The organism is Corynebacterium massiliense DSM 45435, from assembly GCF_028609805.1.
In the GTDB taxonomy this organism is placed as follows: domain Bacteria; phylum Actinomycetota; class Actinomycetes; order Mycobacteriales; family Mycobacteriaceae; genus Corynebacterium; species Corynebacterium massiliense.
The window spans coordinates 2,019,333-2,036,824 of record NZ_CP063189.1; the positions used below are offsets into that span (position 1 = coordinate 2,019,333).

Here is a 17,492-nt window from a genome sequence, read left to right on the forward strand (position 1 = left end):
CGGGCGCCACGAGGGTCAATATGACGTGTGTCACTTACGCGTCGAGTACGTCGTGCCGCACGATGGTCTGGTCGCGACCTGGGCCGACGCCGATGTAGGAGATGCGGCACCCAGACAGCTCCTCCAACCGCTCGACGTAGTCCTGTGCCTTTTGCGGCAGGTCCTCGAACGAGCGGCACTCGGTGATGTCCTCGTCCCACGCGGGCATCGTCTCGTAGATGGGCTCGGCGTGGTGGAACTCGGACTGGGTGAGCGGCATCTCGTCGTAGCGCGTGCCGTCAACGTCGTAGGCCACGCAGATGGGGATCTCGCCGATGCCGGTGAGCACGTCCAGCTTGGTCAGGAAGTAGTCGGTAAAACCGTTGACGCGGGTGGCGTACCGGGCGATGACCGCGTCGTACCAACCGCAGCGGCGCTTGCGGCCAGTGTTCACGCCGATCTCCCCGCCGGTAGTCTGAAGGTACTCGCCCCACTTGTCGTGCAGCTCCGTGGGGAACGGGCCGGCGCCCACGCGGGTGGTGTACGCCTTGATGATGCCCAACGCCGCCGTAATCCGCGTCGGCCCGATGCCGGAGCCGGTGCAGGCGCCGCCGGTGGTCGGGTTGGACGAGGTCACGAACGGGTAGGTGCCGTGGTCCACGTCGAGCATCGTCGCCTGCCCGCCCTCCATGAGGACGTGCTTGCCCGCGTCCAGGGCGCGGTTGAGCTCGAGCTCGGCATCGATAACCATCGGCTCCAGGCGGTCGCGGTAGCTCAGGAAGTGCTCCACGACCTGCTCCGGGTCGATGGCCTTGCGGTTGTACATCTTGACCAGCATCTGGTTCTTCACGTCCAGCGCCGACTCGATCTTCTGCCGCAGGATCGATTCGTCGAAGACGTCCTGCACGCGCAGGCCCACGCGCGCGACCTTGTCGGAGTACGTCGGGCCGATTCCGCGCCCGGTGGTGCCAATCGCCCGCTTGCCCAAGAAGCGCTCCTGCACCCGGTCGAGCGTCTGGTGGTACGGCGCGACGAGGTGGGCGTTGGCGGAGATGCGCAGGCGCTCCGCATTCGCGCCGCGGGCGGTCAGTCCGTCAACCTCGTTAAACAGCGCCTCCAAGTTGATCACCACGCCGTTACCCAGCACCGGGGTGGCGTTCTCGGAGAGGATGCCGGCGGGCAAAAGCTTCAGCTCGTACTTCTCGCCGCCGACGACCACAGTGTGGCCGGCATTGTTACCGCCGTTGGGCTTGACCACGTAGTCGACGCGGCCGCCCAGAATATCGGTGGCCTTGCCCTTGCCCTCGTCGCCCCACTGGGCGCCGACAATAACGATCGCTGCCATGCTGGCTTAGTCACTTCCCACAGCTCATAGAGTGCAAATACGACCTTACTCTACCCGCTCGGGCCCCGCGCGGTGCGATGTAGCATCAGCAGCATGCGAATTATCTTCGTGCGCTGTGGCACCCACCCGCTGCCCGCTCTGCCCGCCGCGGTCACGGTGGTGGAGGCGTCCGCGGTACCGACCCGGCAGGAGCTGCAGCCGCTTATCGATGCCGCACGTGACATCCTCCCGGACGATCCCACGCCGTCGCTGGCGGACATCGCCAAGCAGCCGGACGTCAGCCACCTCGGCGCCCCGGGCCCGGCTCCGCAGCCGGTGCCGGAGCCGCTGCGCATCATCGTCGCGGGTGACGATGCCGCCCTCTCCGCCGTCCTCACCCGCCTCATGCGTGCCGATGTCCTCTGGGCCGAAGTCGCCTACTTGCCTGCCGATACCACCTCCCCCGCCGCCCGCAGCTGGGGCATCGACTTGGACAACGCGCTGCCGGTAGCGCTCGAGGGGTCGGTGCGGCCGGTGCCGCTTATCCGCAGCGACAAGGGCACGGCGGTAGCCGGCGCGGCCACCATCACCGAGTGGGACGACACGGACATCACCGGCGAAATCATCGTGGACAGCCACACGCTCGTGCGCCACTCCGGCACCGGGAACAAGTCCCGCGCGGGCGTCTTCGGCGCGCGCCTCGTGCCGATGCTCGACGCCCCCGGCGTCGCCGCCGTCGCGCTGACGAGCTCCGCCGCCCCCGAGCGCGGTAGGCGCGGGTTCGGGGTCGGGTTGTTCTCCCGCTTCCGCCAACCCCTCGAGGCCGGGCGCGTCGACCCCGACACCCTGGCCACCGGCCGCGCGGTGCAGGCTGGCGGCCCGAACCTCAAGGTGACCATCGATGGCGTGGAGGCGAAACGGCCGGTCAAGCGCGTCGTCTTCTACCGGCACCTCCGCGACCTGCAGGCCGTACGGCCCTAACCCGCCCGCTCCCCTGCGCGCCACTCTCCACCTGCCCGGCTCGACCGCCGCTCGCCCTGGCCAGATCGGCCGGGACTGGGCCGACAATCGCGCCGTGCAAATTCGGTGCACCCTAGGCAGGTTTTCGGGCACCAAAGTTGGCCCTAAGGTGCACCGAGTTTGCATCGCGGTCGCGCTAGGCCTCTGCGGATGCAACTAACTGTCCCACTGAGGCCGGATTTGGTGTCCAAATTCCGTCTCAGTGGGTCAACGAGTTGCACGCGGGGTCACATAAGGCAGCTGCGGGGCAGGGCAGGCGAGGTTACCGCGAAGATTCGGAGTCAGCGGATGAGTCGGCCGAGGCGGGAGAGGCGTCAGCGTCGGAGTCGGGGCCAGCGTCGGAGTCGGGGGCGTCGCCGGTTGGCCACACGTCCGACCACACCTCCGGCGGGAACGCCGGGGTCTTCGAAGTCGGGATGAGCATGGCGGACGCGGACTCGCGGGACATGCCGCAAATCATGAGCAGGTCCACGATGATGGCGCGGATCTGCGACAGGATCGCGTAGTCGCATAGCACGGGCGCATCGCCCAGCGCGTCCATCCCGGCGCGAGCACCGAGGTAGCGCAGGCGCTGGACCGCCGCGGGTATCTCTTTCGCCTCGGAAATCGGCGTCTTGCGCTTGTACACCTGAGCTAGGTCGAGCGTGATTTCGGCCAGCTCGTCGATTTGGTCGAGCATCTCGTCGGTGATGTCATCGTCGTCCTCGATGAGCACCAGCGCCCGGCGCGACAGCACGCGCGAGCCGCGCACCAGGTGGTCGACGGGTTCCAAGGTGCGCTCCAGCGAGCGTACCTGGCGGCGCGAGCCCCACATCAGGGGCGAGACGTCGGTGGTCTCGCGGCCGGACTTCGCCGCGGTCATCAGCCGGTTGAGCGGGTTGTCCACTGCGTTGACCGCATCGCGGGCAGCGGCGATGAGTTCGCCGTCGCGCTCCTCCAACGCCTTCTTCGTATCCGACAGCCCACTGGAGACGATAGACAGCACGTTGGAAATCTCGTTGCGCCCCTCGCGCAGCGGCGAGGCGGGGATGATGGCCATCGTCAAGATGCCGATGCCGGAACCTAGCAGCGCGTCGATGGCACGCGCGCCGCCGCCCACCTCCGAGCCGGGCGGGAGGATCGTGGCGATGAGGATCGAGCCGATGACGATCTGATTGATGATGAGCGGCGACTTAGACAGAAACGACCCGATGATGAGCGCCAGGCCGATGATGATGGTCATCTGAATGGGCCCGGTACCGATGAGCTGCACCAGAGTATCGCCCACCGCCACGCTAAACGTGACGCCGATGGACATCTCCAGCGCGCGGGAGAGCCGGTTGCCGCCCGAAAGGCCCATGATGATGACCGCGGAAATCGGCGCGAAGAACGGCTGCGGGTGCCCCACCACCCGGTGCGCGACCCAGAACGCGATACCGGCGGCGATGGTCGCCTGCAGGATATACACCAAGCGGTGGCGCACCCGCTGCGCGCGGGCGATGAGCGAGCGGTCGATGACTTGCAGCCGCTCGCGGGTCGAAAGCCCCCTCTGCGAAGGTGAAGTCGTTCTACTACTCATACAGGAGATAGTAGAGAAGAAGCCGGCCGCTTAGAACTTGTCGGCGGACGCGGCTTCCCAGTCGGCGCGCCAGGACTCCGGGGCATCGTCAAGCAGCTGCCCCGGCTGGAGCCACTCGTAGATTTCGGCGTAGTTCTTCGACTCGGTCGGCGAAACGTTGCGCCGCAGCATGGTCGGGTTGAGGTCCTTCGGGTCGGACACCCCGAGCGAGGCCATGACGCGGGTGGCCTGCTCAACGCCGATCTTGTGGTAGTTGTACACCTTCTTGGACTTGTCCTCGACCACCACGGAGCGGTTGCGGCGCGGGTCCTGGGTGGCCACGCCGGACGGGCAGTGGCCGGTGTTGCACTGCTGGGCCATGATGCAGCCGGTGGCCATCATCATGCCGCGGGCACTGTTGGTGAAATCGGCGCCCTGGATGAGCCGCGTGACGATGTCCGCCCCACCGACAACCTTGCCGGACGCACCGACCTTGATCTCGTCGCGCAGGCCGGTGCCCACGAGCGCGTTGTGCACGGTCATCAGGCCGTGGGTGAGAGTCATGCCCACGCGGTCCTCGTAGTCGATGGGCGCGGCGCCCGTGCCGCCCTCGGAGCCGTCGACGACGATGAAGTCCGGCGCGGTCCCCACTTCCCGGATCGCCTTGCAGATGGACAGCACCTCGCGGCGGTTGCCCACGCACAGCTTGAAGCCGGCCGGCTTGCCACCGGAGAGCTCGCGCATCTTGGCGATGAACTCGATGAGCTCCACCGGGGTGGAAAAGACGCGGTGCCCGGCCGGGCTGATGCAGTCCTTGCTCATGGGCACGCCGCGAATCTCGGAGATTTCCTTGGTGATCTTGCTGGCCGGCAGCACGCCGCCCAGCCCGGGCTTGGCGCCCTGGCTGAGCTTCAGCTCGGTCATCTTGATCTGGTCCATCGCGGACTTCTCCTTGAACTGGACCGGATCGAAGTCGCCGTCCTCGGTGCGCGCGGCGAAGTAGCCGGTGCCCAGCTCCCAGATGAGATCGCCGTTGCTCTCAGTGTGGTACGGCGAGACGCCGCCCTCGCCGGTGTCCTGCGCGAAGTTGCCCATCTCCGCGCCCTTGTTCATGGAGCGCACCGCGTTCTTCGATAGCGAGCCGAAGCTCATCGCGGAGATGTTCATCAGCGACATCGAGTACGGCTGGGTGCAGTCCTTGCCGCCGATCTCCACGCGCGGCGGCTCGCCCGGCTCGTCGACCGGGGTGATGGAGTGCACGAGGTATTCGTGGCCCTCCTCGTGCACGTCCTGCACGGTGCCGAAAGCACCGTCCGCGACTTCGCCGCGGGCGCGGGCGTAGATGCCGTCGCGCTGGTCGCGGCTGAACGGGCGGCCGTCCCAGTTCCGCTCGATGAAGTACTGGCGCAGCTCCGGGCCGATGTCTGACAGCAGGTAGCGCATGTGCCCCAGCACGGGGTAGTTGCGCAGCACGGCGTACTTGGTCTGCGTGAGGTCGTACGCGGCCAGGCCACCGAGCGCGGCGGCGGTGCCACCCAGGGCGGCCTTGAGGTACTTCGACGGCTTATCAGACACTGGCAAATCTCCTATTAGCTGGGACTAAATAAGGTCTTCATGCGCGAAGGCCCCACCAGTTGTACCGATGAGGCCTTCTTGAGTAAGGGCTTCTAAATCCTAGAGGGTATCTGCCCGCACACCCGGGTGGCTACTTCGAGGTGGTCTTGCCCACGGAGTGCAGGTCCTCGCACGCCTCGATGACGCGCTCGGACATGGACTGCTCGGCCTTCTTGAGGTAGGAGCGCGGGTCGTAGACCTTCTTGTTGCCCACCTCGCCGTCGATCTTGAACACGCCATCGTAGTTGGCGAACATGTGGCGGGCGACCGGGTTGGTGAACGCGTACTGGGTGTCGGTGTCCACGTTCATCTTGATCACGCCGTGGCGCAGCGCCTCCTCGATCTTTTCCTTCTCGGAGCCGGAGCCGCCGTGGAAGACGAAGTCGAAGGCCTTCTCGTCGGCGCCCAGGCCGAGCTTCTTGCGCGCGACTTCCTGGCCCTCGCCCAGGACCTCCGGGCGCAGCTTCACGTTGCCCGGCTTGTACACGCCGTGGACGTTGCCGAAGGTCGCGGCCAGCAGGTAGCGACCCTTTTCGCCGGTGCCCAAAGCGTCGATGGTCTTTTCAAAGTCCTCCGGGGTGGTGTAGAGGTTCGCGCCGGCCTTGGCCTGGACGCCGTCCTCCTCGCCGCCGACGACGCCGATTTCGACCTCGAGGATGATGTTGGCCTTGCGGGCCTTTTCCAAAAGCTCCTGGGCGATCTCGAGGTTCTCGTCGATCGGGATGGCCGAGCCGTCCCACATGTGGGACTGGAACAGCGGGAGCTTGCCGTTATCCACGCGCTCCTGGGACAGGGCAATGAGCGGGCGGACGAAGTCGTCCAGAACTTCCTTCTGGCAGTGGTCGGTGTGCAGCGCGATGTTCACGTCGTAGTGCTGCGCCACCTCATGCGCGAAGGCGGCCAGCGCGCGGGCGCCGGCAACCTTGTTCTTCACGCCCAGGCCGGAGCCGAACTGCGCGCCGCCCGTGGAGAACTGGATGATGCCATCGGACTCGGCCTCCGCGAAGCCCTTGATGGCCGCGTTGATGGTCTCCGACGAGGTGCAGTTGATAGCCGGGAACGCGAAGCCGTCCTTCTTCGCGGTATCCAGCATCTGGTTGTAGACCTCTGGCGTTGCAATAGGCATGAATCCATCCTTCGTCAGGTTTCCGGGTAAAGTGCCGTACCCCAGTATGCCTATGTGAATTACGCAGCGCTGACAAACACGGTGTGATGCTCGGCAGGTTCTTTTCCTACCCCTGCTTTTTCAGTTTCTGCTTCTTCTGGTGCAGGCTCACCCGCGCGGCCGCTTCCATGAGCGTCCACCCGGACAGTTGCACCGACAGGTCGCGCTCGGCGATGCGGATAACGCCCATGCGCTCGCCCAGGGTGGACGCGCCCATGCCGAAGTTGTGCGGCAGGCGGGCATCGGCAGTCCAGTCCGTGGCAAAGATGGGCAGGCCGTCGACCTCGAGGCGGTGCTCCCACACCGAGTTCGCGGAATTGAGCACCAGCCGCGCCGCGAGCTTCTTCGTCGCCCGGTTCGCCGGCGAATCGCCCGGCAGGCGCACCGCGATGTCCGCGAGGTAGCGCACGAGGATGCCCTTGAACATGCCGCCGTCGCCATCGCCAGTATCGGCATCGATGACCCCGCCCGGCGTGGCCAGGTGCGTCGCCACGGCCTGGACTAGCCCGCGCAGGCGGGTGAGGTAGCGCATGGTGGCATCGGCACGCTCAGCGGCCTGCACCGAGTCGATGCGGTCCCACTCGTCGAAGCCGGCCTCCTTGCGCCGCGCGAGGGTGAGCTCCAGGCAGGCGCCTAAGACCACGCCCTGGCAGTACGGGTGGATGGCGCGCACGATTTCCGGGCCGTCCATGCGCATGCGCACGCCGTCCATGACCAGGCCGTCATCGTTGATGAGGTGGTCGTAAATCCAGTCGACGATGTGGGCGGCCTCGTCCACCTTGCCCATCCGCGCCATGAGGATCGCCGCCGGCCCGTTGGAGGGCACGTTGAAGAAGTTCTCCCCCTCACGCCACGGCAAGATGCCGTCGAATTCCTCGCTGGCTTTGCAGATGTTGTCCTGCAGGACCGTGAGGTTCCGCGGGCGGGACATCTTCTCCAGCTTGGCCACGCGCTGCAGCGACAGCGTCAGCCACGCCTTGTCGTCGTAGTACTTGTTGGTGGTCACGTGCCGCAGGTTGCGCATGCGGATGCCGCGGAGGGTGTCCGTGATGCGCCGGCGGCGCAGGCGAGTGCTGTTGCGCAGCGTGGCGTCCACCAGGCAGTCGAGGTAGTGCGCCTGCCACCAGTAGTGCCAGTGGAAAAAGACTTTTTCCTTCGTGGTCGGCGGCCAGCTGACTACGGCCAGGTTGGTGCGGGGAAGCCCCCACACCCGCGACGAGTGCCGTTCACTGATCGCCGTTTCCGCGAGCTCCGCGCGGTGTGCCCATTTCTCATCCACTGTGGCCTGCTCCTGCCTCCCTCACGGTTGTCCGCTCCATCGTAAACGCAACCGCTACCACGCCGTGGAAAGATCGGCGTGCTGCCTTATCCAGGCGTGCATGGCGATGCCCGCGGCCACCCCCGCATTGATGGAACGCGTCGATCCGAACTGCGCGATAGAGCAGGTCATCACCGCCGCGTCCTGCGCATCCTGGGTCACGCCGGGGCCTTCCTGCCCGAAGAGCAGCAGGCACCGCTCGGGCAGCTCGGCCGTCTCCAGCGGCACACACCCGGGGGTGTTGTCGATGGCCACGATGGGCAGCTCGCGCGCTTTCGCCCACTCCACCAGCGCGGCCACGTCCGTGTGGTGTTCTAGGTGCTGGTAGCGGTCGGTGACCATCGCGCCGCGCCGGTTCCACCGCCGGCGCCCGACGATGTGCACCGTATCCACCGCGAACGCATTCGCCGTGCGCACCACCGTGCCGATGTTGGCGTCGTTTTCGAAGTTCTCGATGGCGATGTGCAGCGGGTGCCGGCGCTTATCGATGTCCCGCACAATCGCCGGCCGCGACCAGTACCGGTAGGCGTCCACCACGTTGCGGCGGTCGCCCTCGGCCAAAAGTTCCGGGTCGTAGTTCGCGTCGTCCGGCAACGGCTCGCCCGGGTGCTCCTCTGCCCACGGGCCGACGCCGTGCCGGCCCTCGTTCCACTCGGTGGGGCCTTTCTGCGGCGCGGTCTCTTGGTCGCCGGGGTTCCCGTTAGTCGAGCCCAAGGTCAGAAAGCCCCAGGATAGAGCGGTACTCCAGGCCCTCGGCCGCGATGGCGTCTGCCGATCCGGTCGCGCGGTCTACCACGGTGGCCACGCCCACGACCTCGGCGCCGGCTTCGCGCAGCGCGCTGACCGCGGTGAGCGGCGAGTTACCAGTAGTCGTGGTGTCCTCCACGACGAGTACCTTTTTGCCTTCCACGTCCGGGCCCTCGATGCGGCGCTGCATGCCGTGCTTCTTCTGCTCCTTGCGAACCACAAAGGAATCGATGTCGCGGCCCTCGGCGTGCATGATGGCGGTGCCCACCGGGTCCGCGCCCAGGGTCAGGCCGCCTGCGGCAGCGTAGTCCCAGTCGGCGGTGAGCTCGCGCAAGAGCGTGCCGATGAGCCGAGACGCCTCATGGTGCAGCGTCGCCCGGCGGAGATCGACGTAGTAATCCGCCTCCTTGCCGGAGGACAGCGTCACCTTGCCGTGCACGACGGCGAGCTCCTTGACCAGCTCAGCGAGGCGCTCCTTCTTGTCCTGGCTGACGCGCACGTCATTGGCGCGCTCGTCGCTCACGCGCTCCTGGTTCTCGGCCATTTCCCGTGCTCCTTCACGTTTTTCGGATTGACGGCATGTGTAAATGTCAGGCCTCATGCTAGCGCGCGAGCGAGGTTGTCCGTTAGCTGTTCTTCGGCGCGCGGCCTAACTGGCGGTCCAGGCGGGCGCGCTCGGCAGCGAGCTGCGGGTCGACCTCCAGGCTGCGCGGCAGGTGCGGCGACGGGGTCTCCTCCCCGTCGGCAATGGCACCCACCTCGTCGACACCGAGCGGGCGCTTTTCCACTGCGCCGAGCGCCTCCCCGCGCTTGCGCGATGGGAGTGTCAGCGGGGTGTCCGGGCGCTGCGCTGGCGGGTGGGCGAACTCATCGACCGGCCCGTCGCCCACCACGCTGAGCTGCGCCCCGGCCGGCTCGGGCTCGGGGATGTCACGGCTGGGGTCGTTGTCCGCCACGCGCAGCGGCAGCGGTTCGCGGGGTGGGAGGACGCGGGCGGCATCGGCAAGCAAGGCCAGCGGAACCAGCATCGCGTCCCACACGTCCTGGCGGGCGTCCTTGCGGGTTTGGGCCAGCACCCAATCGTTTTCCATCCACGCCGCGACCACGCCGTCCGGCATGGCAGAAAGCGCGGTGTCGACCCGCTCGTCGAGCATGCGCTCCGTCGCACCCGTGTCTGTGGCCAGCACGTCGAAATCACCGATCGTGGCCACCTCAAAAAGGTCCTCGGACTGCGGAGCGGCGTCCGCGTGCGCGATGCCGCGGCGGCGCATATCTACCACTACCGCGGCGAGCGCGCCGGTGCGCATGGCCATGACGTTGACCCCGCCGATGTCCATGAGCAAGGTCTCGTGCCCGTAGGCCTCCCCCACTGCGATGTCGCGCGGAGCAGCCCCCGTGGCCGCTGCACCGCGGGACCACTCGTCGACCAAGTAGCTGTCGGTCTTGCGGAAGTCCCAGCCATGGCGCTCCGCCCACGCCTTGCGCTCGCGGCGGATACCGAACGTGAAGTGGGATTTCAGTTTCGGCGCCGACTCGACATCAGACGCCGGTTCAGCCTCATACTCCGCTTCGGATTCCAGCTCGTTCGCGTCCGCAACCGACTCATCCGCTGGCTCAACATCTTCCGGCTCCGCATCCGCCGGTTCTGAATCCACCGTCTCGTATTCGGGCTCAGGGGACTCCGGTTCAGGCGCGACCGGGATGTCCTCGGTGAGCTCGTCTGCAAACGGATCGCTGAATTCTTCCTCGCGCGAGTCGCCCGGCGCGTCGGCAGCAGTGCCCGCGGGGTCGGCGGTGCTCTCCCCCGCCTGTTGGGGGTTGCGGCGCTGGTCTTGCACGTTGGCGAAGTACCACAAAAGGCCCCCGGCGACGGCGAAGAGAACAGCGAGAAGAATCAGTACGGTAGCCATTACCGCAATAGTCTAGAGCACACCCCAGACACGCTCCCCGAGTTAGTCCAGCGTGAGGCGATCGCCGCGCTCGACGGGGTTCTTCGGGTCGCCGCACCACTGGGACCAGCCGCCGACGAAGTGGCGCGCACCGGGCAGACCGGCCCACTCCATCACCGCCAGCGCCAGCGCCGAGTGGTTGCCGGAGCCGGAGTAGACAATCGCGCCCTTCACGTTGGACTCATCAATCCCGGCGTTGGCGAAGACCTCGCGGATCTCCTCCTTGGACTTCCACGTGCGGTCGGCGTTGTGCAGGTGACGCTCGGCCACGTTCACCGCGCCCGGCACGTGCCCGGCCTTCAGGTCGAGGTTCTCACGGCGGCCCGCGAAGCGGTTGGGCTCGCGCGTATCGATGAGCGGCCCATCGAACTCCTTGACCTCATCCAAGGTGGCCACCATGTCCGGATTCGGGGACACGGTGGCATCCGACTCAACCGAAATGTTGCCCGGGCCGGTCAGGGTGGGAAGGCCCTGGCGGCGCCAGTTGGCCATGCCGCCGTCGAGCATCGCGACATTGTCGATGCCCGCCCAGCGCAACATCCACCACGTGCGGCCCGCGAAAAGGCCGCGTCCTTCGTCATAGACGACGACGCGGCGTCCCTCGCGCATGCCCCAGGTGTGGAACCAGGACTGCAGCTTGTCCGGATCGGGCAGCGGGTTGCGCCCGTTCTTGGACCCCGGCAGCCCTGCGAGCGCCCCGGCGGCGTCGCAGAACTGGGCCGTCGGGATGTGCAGGGAGCGGAACTGATTTTGGCCGTCATTCTCCCCGGCACCCCAGTGGGTGGCCAGGACGGTGACCTTGTCACCACGGTGAATGGCGTCGTGCAGTTCTGCCGGAGAAACCAAGATGCTCATGGCATCTCAGTTTATAGCGCCGCTGCGCTACTCGCTGGCGGGCGAATCGTCATCTTCCCCGCCGTTGAGCGCCAGCCCCTCGCCGTCGGCGTCAACGGTGACCGTAACGGTGTCACCGTCGTAAATGTCACCGGCCAAGAGCTGCTTGGCCAGCTTGTCGCCGATGGCCTGCTGAATGAGGCGGCGCAACGGGCGGGCGCCGTAGTCCCGGTCGTAGCCGCGCTCCGCCAGCCAGTCCTTGGCCGCGTCGTCGACATTGAGAATCAGACGACGGGCGGCCAGGCGGTCGGACAGGCTGCCGAGCTGGATGTCCACGATGCCGCGCAGCAGCTCGGAGGACAGCGGCTCGAACATGACGACATCGTCAAGCCGGTTAATGAACTCCGGCTTGAAGGCCTTCTTGACCGCCTCCATGGTTTCTTCCTTGGTACCGCCGGCGCCCAGGTTGGACGTCAGGATGATGACGGTGTTGCGGAAATCGACCGTGCGGCCCTGGCCATCGGTCAGCCGGCCCTCATCGAGAACCTGCAGCAGAACGTCGAAGACGTCCGGGTGAGCCTTCTCGACCTCATCGAAAAGCACGAGCGTGTACGGGCGGCGCCGCACGGCCTCGGTGAGCTGGCCGCCGGCCTCGTGGCCGACGTATCCCGGAGGGGCACCGACCAGGCGGGAGACGGAGTACTTCTCGCCGTACTCGGACATGTCGATGCGGACCATCGCCTGCTCGTCGTCGAACAGGAAGTCCGCCAGCGCCTTGGCCAGCTCGGTCTTGCCCACGCCGGTCGGACCCAGGAAGAGGAAGGAACCGGTCGGCCGGTTCGGATCGGCCACGCCCGCGCGCGAGCGACGCACCGCATCGGAGACCGCGGTGGCCGCCTCCTTCTGGCCCACAACGCGGCGGCCCAGGACGCTTTCCATGTTGAGCAGCTTCTGGGTCTCGCCCTCGAGCATCTTGCCCGCCGGGATGCCAGTCCACGCGGAGACCACGTCCGCGATGGTGTCCGGCGAGACCTCCTCGGTGAGCATCGTCTCCTGGCCAGCGTGATCCGCGGCCTTGGCCTCCGCGTCCTTCAGCTGGCCCTCCAGATCCGGGATGCGGCCGTAGCGCAGCTCGGAGGCCTTCTCATAGTCGCCGTCGCGCTCGGCGATTTCCGCCTCGTTGCGCAGGCGCTCCAGTTCCTCCTTCACGCCCTGGACGTCATCGATGGCCTTCTTCTCGTTGACCCAGCGGGCTTTGAGCTCGCCGAGTTTTTCGCGTTCATCGGCAAGCTCCTGCTGCAGCTTGGTCAAACGTTCCTTGCTGGCGGCGTCGGACTCCTTCTTCAGCGCCAGCTCCTCGATCTCCATGCGGCGGACGATGCGCTCGAGCTCGTCGATCTCCTGCGGCGAGGAATCGATCTCCATGCGCAGGCGCGAGCCCGCCTCATCGACCAGGTCAATGGCCTTGTCCGGCAGGAAGCGGTTGGTGATGTAGCGGTGCGACAGCTCCGCCGCCGACACCAACGCCGAATCCTGGATGCGCACGCCGTGGTGCACCTCGTAGCGCTCTTTCAGGCCGCGCAGGATGCCGATGGTGTCCTCCACCGTCGGCTCGTCCACGTAGACCTGCTGGAAACGGCGCTCGAGAGCCGCATCCTTTTCGATGTTCTCCCGGTACTCATCCAAGGTCGTCGCACCGACCAGGCGCAGCTCGCCGCGCGCGAGCATCGGCTTGATCATGTTGCCGGCGTCCATGGAGCCGTCGCCGGTGGAGCCGGCGCCGACCAGGGTGTGCAGCTCGTCGATGAAGGTGACGATCTGACCGTCGGAGGCCTTAATCTCATCGAGCACCGCCTTGAGGCGCTCCTCGAATTCGCCGCGGTACTTCGCGCCGGCGAGCATCGCGCCGAGATCGAGTGAGATGAGCTTCTTGCCCTTCAGCGACTCCGGGACGTCACCGGCGATGATGCGGCGGGCGAGACCCTCAACGATGGAGGTCTTACCCACGCCCGGCTCGCCGATAAGGACCGGATTGTTCTTTGTGCGGCGGCTAAGGACCTGCACGACGCGACGAATCTCCTGGTCGCGACCGATAACGGGGTCGATCTTGCCCTCGCGCGCCCGGGCGGTGAGATCGGTGGAGTACTTCTCCAGCGCCTGGAACTGATCTTCCGGGTTCTCGCTGGTGACCTTGGCTGCGCCGCGGACGGACGGGAAGGCGCCCTTGATGGCGTCGTAGGTCGCACCGCGTGACTTCAGGATGTCCGCCGCATCCGTCTTCGAGTTAGAAATGGCGGCGAGGAGGACCTCGGTGGACACGTATTCATCACCAAGCTCGCCGGCGAGCTCCTGCGCCTGGGTAAGCACGTTAAGGCCATCCCGGTTGAAGTTGGGGTTGGCCATGTTGGCGCCCTCGGCCTTCGGGTAAGAAGCGACCAGGTCGCGGGTCTCCTTCAGCACCTGCTGCGGATCGACGCCCGTGGCCTTGAGCACCGGGGCGGCGATGCCGTCCTGCTGGTCCAAAATCGCCGCGAGCAGGTGCGCCGGGCGGATGTCCGGGTTACCGTTCGACGACGCAGTCTGCAGGGCGTCCTGCAGCGCTTGCTGCGTCTTCGTGGTCGGGTTGAATGCCATGTAAGTGTTCTCCTCTAAGTTCGCGTCTCGGTTATGGGGTTTGGTTCCGTGCGTTTTCTGTTCGTCCGGGCCCACTGTAGAAGCTTCACCCCGTACAACGCCGCCAGGGTTGAGTCCATTCCACTAAACGCGAAATTTTTTGAGTCTACGGCGCTCAACTTTGCGGATTCGCTTGTTTTCTCCTTTTGCCTCCACCCCAGCGCGAGATTTGCTCCATTTTCGGCCGGATCCGGCGGGTTTTGGGCCGAAAATTCCCCATATCTCGCGCAGCTGACTATTCGGTGGACTGCCGGAGCAGCGGCAGCTACCGCCGGCGGGCGAGGAAATCCGCCGCGATGACCTCCGGCTCCGCCTTCTCGGCGCCGACATTCCGGACGTTCATCTCCTTCAAGTCGTCGGTAGTCAGCTCCGCGTTGAAGCGATCGAGCGCCTCCACCGCCCCGTCCGGCAGGGAGCCGGCGCGGTAAATCGGCGTGAGGTTCTGGGAGATGATGAGGTTCTTCGGGTCGTCGAGGGTGACTAGATCCGCCTCGGAACCGGAGCGGTCGAAGACCGGGGAGGTGGTGTACACATCGGCGATGTCGACCTCGCCCTCCACCAGGGAAGAGATGGTTAGCGGGCCGCCGCCATCGGAAATCGGCTTCAGGTCCACCGACCCCAGCCCGTAGGCCTGCGCCAACCCCTCCGGGCCCAAGGGACGCTCGGTGATTTCCGGGTTGCCGGCCATGGTGACATCGCCTAGCTTCTGCAGGTCTGCCAGTGACGTCACACCCTTGTCCTCCGCCACCTTGCGAGTAATCCGGAACGCATCCTTCGACTCCGCCGGCGATGCCGCCCCCGCGGCCAAGTCGTCTGGAAGCGCGGCCTCCAATGAGCGGTAGACATCGTCGCTCGAGGGCTGGTCCGGCACGTCGGCGTCGAAGTACTGCGCCAGGTTGCCGGTGTACTCCGGCACGACGTCGACCTCCCCGGCCTGCAGCGCCCCGAGGTACACCTCGCGCGCGCCGATCTGGGAGCTCATTTCGACGTTAAAGCCGGCATCGCGAAGCACCCGCGCCCACAGCTGGCCAATGATCTCCGATTCGGGGAAGTTCGCCGTACCCACGACGATGGTGTCCGGATCGAACGCGCCCGGCGCGGCGGTGGGGTCGGCGTTGGCGCAGCCGGACAGCGTCACCGCGGCCACGACGGCGCAGACGGGCTTGAGGCGAGACATCTAGAAACTTCCTTTCGGACGAACGGCCTTTTGCACCGCGGCGAGCGCGACGTCGAGGACCAACGCGAGCGTGGCGATGACCAGCGCGCCCGCCAGCATCTGCGGGTAGTCGCGGACGGCGAGGCCATCGATAAGAAAGCGGCCGAGGCCGGACAGGCCGATGTAGGCCACGACGGTCACGGTCGCTACCACCTGCACCACCGCGGAACGCACGCCGCCGACGATGGCCGGGGCAGCGAGGGGCAGCTCCACGAACCGGGCGACCTGCCGCGGCGAATACCCCACCGCTCGGGCTCCGTCGACCACCTCACGTGGAACGGACTGAATGCCGGACACGGTCGCGGCAAGCATCGGCGGGATGGCAAGAAGCGCCAGCACGATGGTCGCCGGCACGATGGGCAGGCGCACACCGAGGGACATGGCCAGGGTCAGCCAGGTCAAAAGACCGAGCGAGGGCAGCGCGCGCAGGGCGCCGAGCACCGCGACCACCCCGCCGCGGCGGGCGGTATGCCCCAGCCACACCCCGAGCGGCAGCGCGATGACAGCGGCAATTCCCACCGCGAGCGCGGTGTATCCCATATGCGCCAGCAGCTTTCCCAGCACCTCGTTGCCGGGATCGAAAATGAATCGGATCGCGTCCACGACGAAGTTCATGCGCGCCTCCTCGTCCACGGCAGGGCCACGTACCCGGCTGCACGCAAAACCAGGTCCACGAAAAGGGCCATGAGCAAGGTGGCCACCAGCCCGGTGACGATTTCAGTGGGGAAGCTGCGCTGGAAGCCTTCGGTAAAAAGCGTGCCCAGGGATCGCACGCCGATGAGTGCGCCGACGGAGGTCAGCGAGATTGTCGATGCCGCCACCACCCGCAGCCCCGACAGAATCATCGGCGCGGCCAGTGGGAGGTCGACCGCCCAGAAACGGTGCCGCGCGGTATAGCCCACGGCGGTGGCCGCCTCCCGCGTGGAGGTGGGAACGGTGTCGAAGGCATCGGCAGTCGAGCGCACCTGCAGTGCGATGCCGTACAGACTGAGCGCCACCACGACGTTGACCGGCGAGAGCACCGAGGTCCCCAGCACCAGCGGCAGCGCGACGAACAGCGCGAGCGACGGCACCACGTACAACAGGCTGGCGGCGCCGACGAGGACATCACGCACGCGTGCGTGGCGATGCGCCACCCACCCCACCGGCAACGCCACCAGGAAGGCGACGGCGATGGGCGGCAAGGCGATCTGCACGTGGGTGAGTGCTAAGTCTGCGATCTTCGGCCAGTTGGTGGCTATCCACTGCCAGTTCACTCGGCGACCTCACTCTGCAGGGCGCCGACGACGCGGCCGCGCTCATCCACGACGATGTCGCCGCCGTCTCGCACGCGCAGGCGGCGGCCGCCCACCAGGCCCGCCACCTCGTCCGATGCCGGGCGCGCGACGATGTCTTCCGCGGTCCCCGACTGCAGGATGCGCGCGCCGCGGGAGAGCACGAGGATCTCATCGCCAAGCGCGAACGCCTCATCCACGTCATGGGTCACGAGGACCACCGTTTTACCCAGCTCCTGCTGGAGGCGGAGCACCTCGTCCTGCAGGTCGCGGCGCACGATGGGATCGACGGCGCCGAACGGCTCGTCGAGGAGGATGATGTTCGGATCCGCAACGAGGCCCCGGGCGACGCCCACGCGCTGGACCTGACCGCCGGAGAGCTCCGCCGGGTAGCGGTGGAACAGGCTGCTATCCAGGTGGACGGTCTCGAGCCAGCGGGCTGCGGTCTCGCGTGCGTCCGACTTGCCCGCGCCGGCCAGCTGCGCGACCGCGGCGACGTTGTCCAGCACGATGCGGTGCGGCATAAGACCGGCGTTTTGCATCACGTAGCCGATGCTCCGCCGCAACGCTACGGGGTCGAGGGTGGCGGTATCGGTGCCACGGATAAGCACCCTCCCTTTGTCCGGCTCAACCATGCGGTTGACAAGGCGCAGAAGGGTCGTTTTGCCGCAGCCGGACGGCCCCAAAAGGACGGTGATTTTCCCGGCGGGCATGGTGTGCGAGAAACCCGCGACGGCGGCAGTCCCCACACTCCCGCGCTGACCGGGGTAGGTGACGGAGACGTTGTCGAATTCAATCATCTCCCACAGCCTACCCAGCGGTATGCCCATGATGGATGCTCG

15 protein-coding genes are annotated in these 17,492 nt (G+C 66.7%); 1 reads left to right on the top strand and 14 read right to left on the bottom strand.

Annotated elements, in window-relative coordinates; translation table 11 throughout:
* Positions 1-34 precede the first annotated feature (34 nt).
* The gene (locus tag CMASS_RS09360; protein WP_022862982.1) at positions 35-1,324 is read right to left on the bottom strand and encodes an adenylosuccinate synthase; all 1,290 of its coding nucleotides are present in this window, start codon (positions 1,322-1,324) and stop codon (positions 35-37) included.
* A gap of 93 nt (positions 1,325-1,417) precedes the next feature.
* On the opposite strand from CMASS_RS09360, the gene CMASS_RS09365 reads away from it, so the two are divergent.
* Positions 1,418-2,284, top strand: coding sequence for a diacylglycerol kinase catalytic domain-containing protein (locus CMASS_RS09365; protein ID WP_022862983.1), 867 nt, complete (start codon positions 1,418-1,420; stop codon positions 2,282-2,284).
* 301 nt (positions 2,285-2,585) lie between these two features.
* Here the strand turns inward: CMASS_RS09365 and CMASS_RS09370 are convergent, their stop codons facing one another.
* The 13 genes from CMASS_RS09370 to CMASS_RS09430 form a co-directional block, all read right to left on the bottom strand.
* Positions 2,586-3,881 carry an FUSC family protein gene (locus CMASS_RS09370; RefSeq protein WP_022862984.1) on the bottom strand — a complete coding sequence of 432 codons (1,296 nt, stop codon included), beginning with the start codon at positions 3,879-3,881 and terminating at the stop codon, positions 2,586-2,588.
* A gap of 30 nt (positions 3,882-3,911) precedes the next feature.
* Positions 3,912-5,435 carry an FMN-binding glutamate synthase family protein gene (locus CMASS_RS09375; protein ID WP_022862985.1) on the bottom strand — a complete coding sequence of 508 codons (1,524 nt, stop codon included), beginning with the start codon at positions 5,433-5,435 and terminating at the stop codon, positions 3,912-3,914.
* Between the two features lie 130 nt (positions 5,436-5,565).
* The gene (fbaA, locus tag CMASS_RS09380) at positions 5,566-6,600 is read right to left on the bottom strand and encodes a class II fructose-bisphosphate aldolase (protein WP_022862986.1); all 1,035 of its coding nucleotides are present in this window, start codon (positions 6,598-6,600) and stop codon (positions 5,566-5,568) included.
* A gap of 106 nt (positions 6,601-6,706) precedes the next feature.
* Complete coding sequence (locus CMASS_RS09385; RefSeq protein ID WP_022862987.1) at positions 6,707-7,918, bottom strand: glycoside hydrolase family 76 protein; 1,212 nt, start codon at positions 7,916-7,918, stop codon at positions 6,707-6,709.
* Between the two features lie 54 nt (positions 7,919-7,972).
* Entirely contained in the window at positions 7,973-8,671 is a 699-nt protein-coding gene (locus CMASS_RS09390; protein WP_022862988.1) for a TrmH family RNA methyltransferase, read from the bottom strand.
* Complete coding sequence (pyrE, locus tag CMASS_RS09395; RefSeq protein WP_022862989.1) at positions 8,658-9,248, bottom strand: orotate phosphoribosyltransferase; 591 nt, start codon at positions 9,246-9,248, stop codon at positions 8,658-8,660. Before pyrE ends, CMASS_RS09390 begins: the two co-directional genes overlap by 14 nt.
* 82 nt (positions 9,249-9,330) lie before the next feature.
* Complete coding sequence (locus CMASS_RS09400) at positions 9,331-10,614, bottom strand: type III secretion system chaperone family protein (RefSeq protein WP_022862990.1); 1,284 nt, start codon at positions 10,612-10,614, stop codon at positions 9,331-9,333.
* 42 nt (positions 10,615-10,656) lie between these two features.
* Complete coding sequence (locus CMASS_RS09405; protein WP_022862991.1) at positions 10,657-11,508, bottom strand: sulfurtransferase; 852 nt, start codon at positions 11,506-11,508, stop codon at positions 10,657-10,659.
* Positions 11,509-11,535: 27 nt separating this feature from the next.
* Positions 11,536-14,121 carry an ATP-dependent chaperone ClpB gene (clpB, locus tag CMASS_RS09410; protein ID WP_022862992.1) on the bottom strand — a complete coding sequence of 862 codons (2,586 nt, stop codon included), beginning with the start codon at positions 14,119-14,121 and terminating at the stop codon, positions 11,536-11,538.
* Positions 14,122-14,425: 304 nt separating this feature from the next.
* Positions 14,426-15,337 carry an ABC transporter substrate-binding protein gene (locus CMASS_RS09415; protein WP_022862993.1) on the bottom strand — a complete coding sequence of 304 codons (912 nt, stop codon included), beginning with the start codon at positions 15,335-15,337 and terminating at the stop codon, positions 14,426-14,428.
* On the bottom strand, positions 15,338-15,991 hold the full coding sequence (locus tag CMASS_RS09420) for an ABC transporter permease (protein ID WP_022862994.1): 654 nt from the start codon (positions 15,989-15,991) through the stop codon (positions 15,338-15,340).
* Complete coding sequence (locus CMASS_RS09425) at positions 15,988-16,632, bottom strand: ABC transporter permease (protein ID WP_022862995.1); 645 nt, start codon at positions 16,630-16,632, stop codon at positions 15,988-15,990. Before CMASS_RS09425 ends, CMASS_RS09420 begins: the two co-directional genes overlap by 4 nt.
* Complete coding sequence (locus CMASS_RS09430) at positions 16,629-17,450, bottom strand: ABC transporter ATP-binding protein (RefSeq protein ID WP_022862996.1); 822 nt, start codon at positions 17,448-17,450, stop codon at positions 16,629-16,631. The genes CMASS_RS09425 and CMASS_RS09430 overlap by 4 nt, the downstream gene beginning before the upstream one ends.
* Positions 17,451-17,492: the final 42 nt, after the last annotated feature.

Coding starts and splice junctions, on each gene's coding strand:
- CMASS_RS09400 (WP_022862990.1), bottom strand. CDS start 10,614: ATGGCTACCGTACTGATTCTTCTCGCTGTTCTCTTCGCCGTCGCCGGG.
- CMASS_RS09405 (WP_022862991.1), bottom strand. CDS start 11,508: ATGAGCATCTTGGTTTCTCCGGCAGAACTGCACGACGCCATTCACCGT.
- CMASS_RS09370 (WP_022862984.1), bottom strand. CDS start 3,881: ATGAGTAGTAGAACGACTTCACCTTCGCAGAGGGGGCTTTCGACCCGC.
- CMASS_RS09360 (WP_022862982.1), bottom strand. CDS start 1,324: ATGGCAGCGATCGTTATTGTCGGCGCCCAGTGGGGCGACGAGGGCAAG.
- CMASS_RS09415 (WP_022862993.1), bottom strand. CDS start 15,337: ATGTCTCGCCTCAAGCCCGTCTGCGCCGTCGTGGCCGCGGTGACGCTG.
- clpB (WP_022862992.1), bottom strand. CDS start 14,121: ATGGCATTCAACCCGACCACGAAGACGCAGCAAGCGCTGCAGGACGCC.
- CMASS_RS09430 (WP_022862996.1), bottom strand. CDS start 17,450: ATGATTGAATTCGACAACGTCTCCGTCACCTACCCCGGTCAGCGCGGG.
- pyrE (WP_022862989.1), bottom strand. CDS start 9,248: ATGGCCGAGAACCAGGAGCGCGTGAGCGACGAGCGCGCCAATGACGTG.
- fbaA (WP_022862986.1), bottom strand. CDS start 6,600: ATGCCTATTGCAACGCCAGAGGTCTACAACCAGATGCTGGATACCGCG.
- CMASS_RS09365 (WP_022862983.1), top strand. CDS start 1,418: ATGCGAATTATCTTCGTGCGCTGTGGCACCCACCCGCTGCCCGCTCTG.
- CMASS_RS09420 (WP_022862994.1), bottom strand. CDS start 15,991: ATGAACTTCGTCGTGGACGCGATCCGATTCATTTTCGATCCCGGCAAC.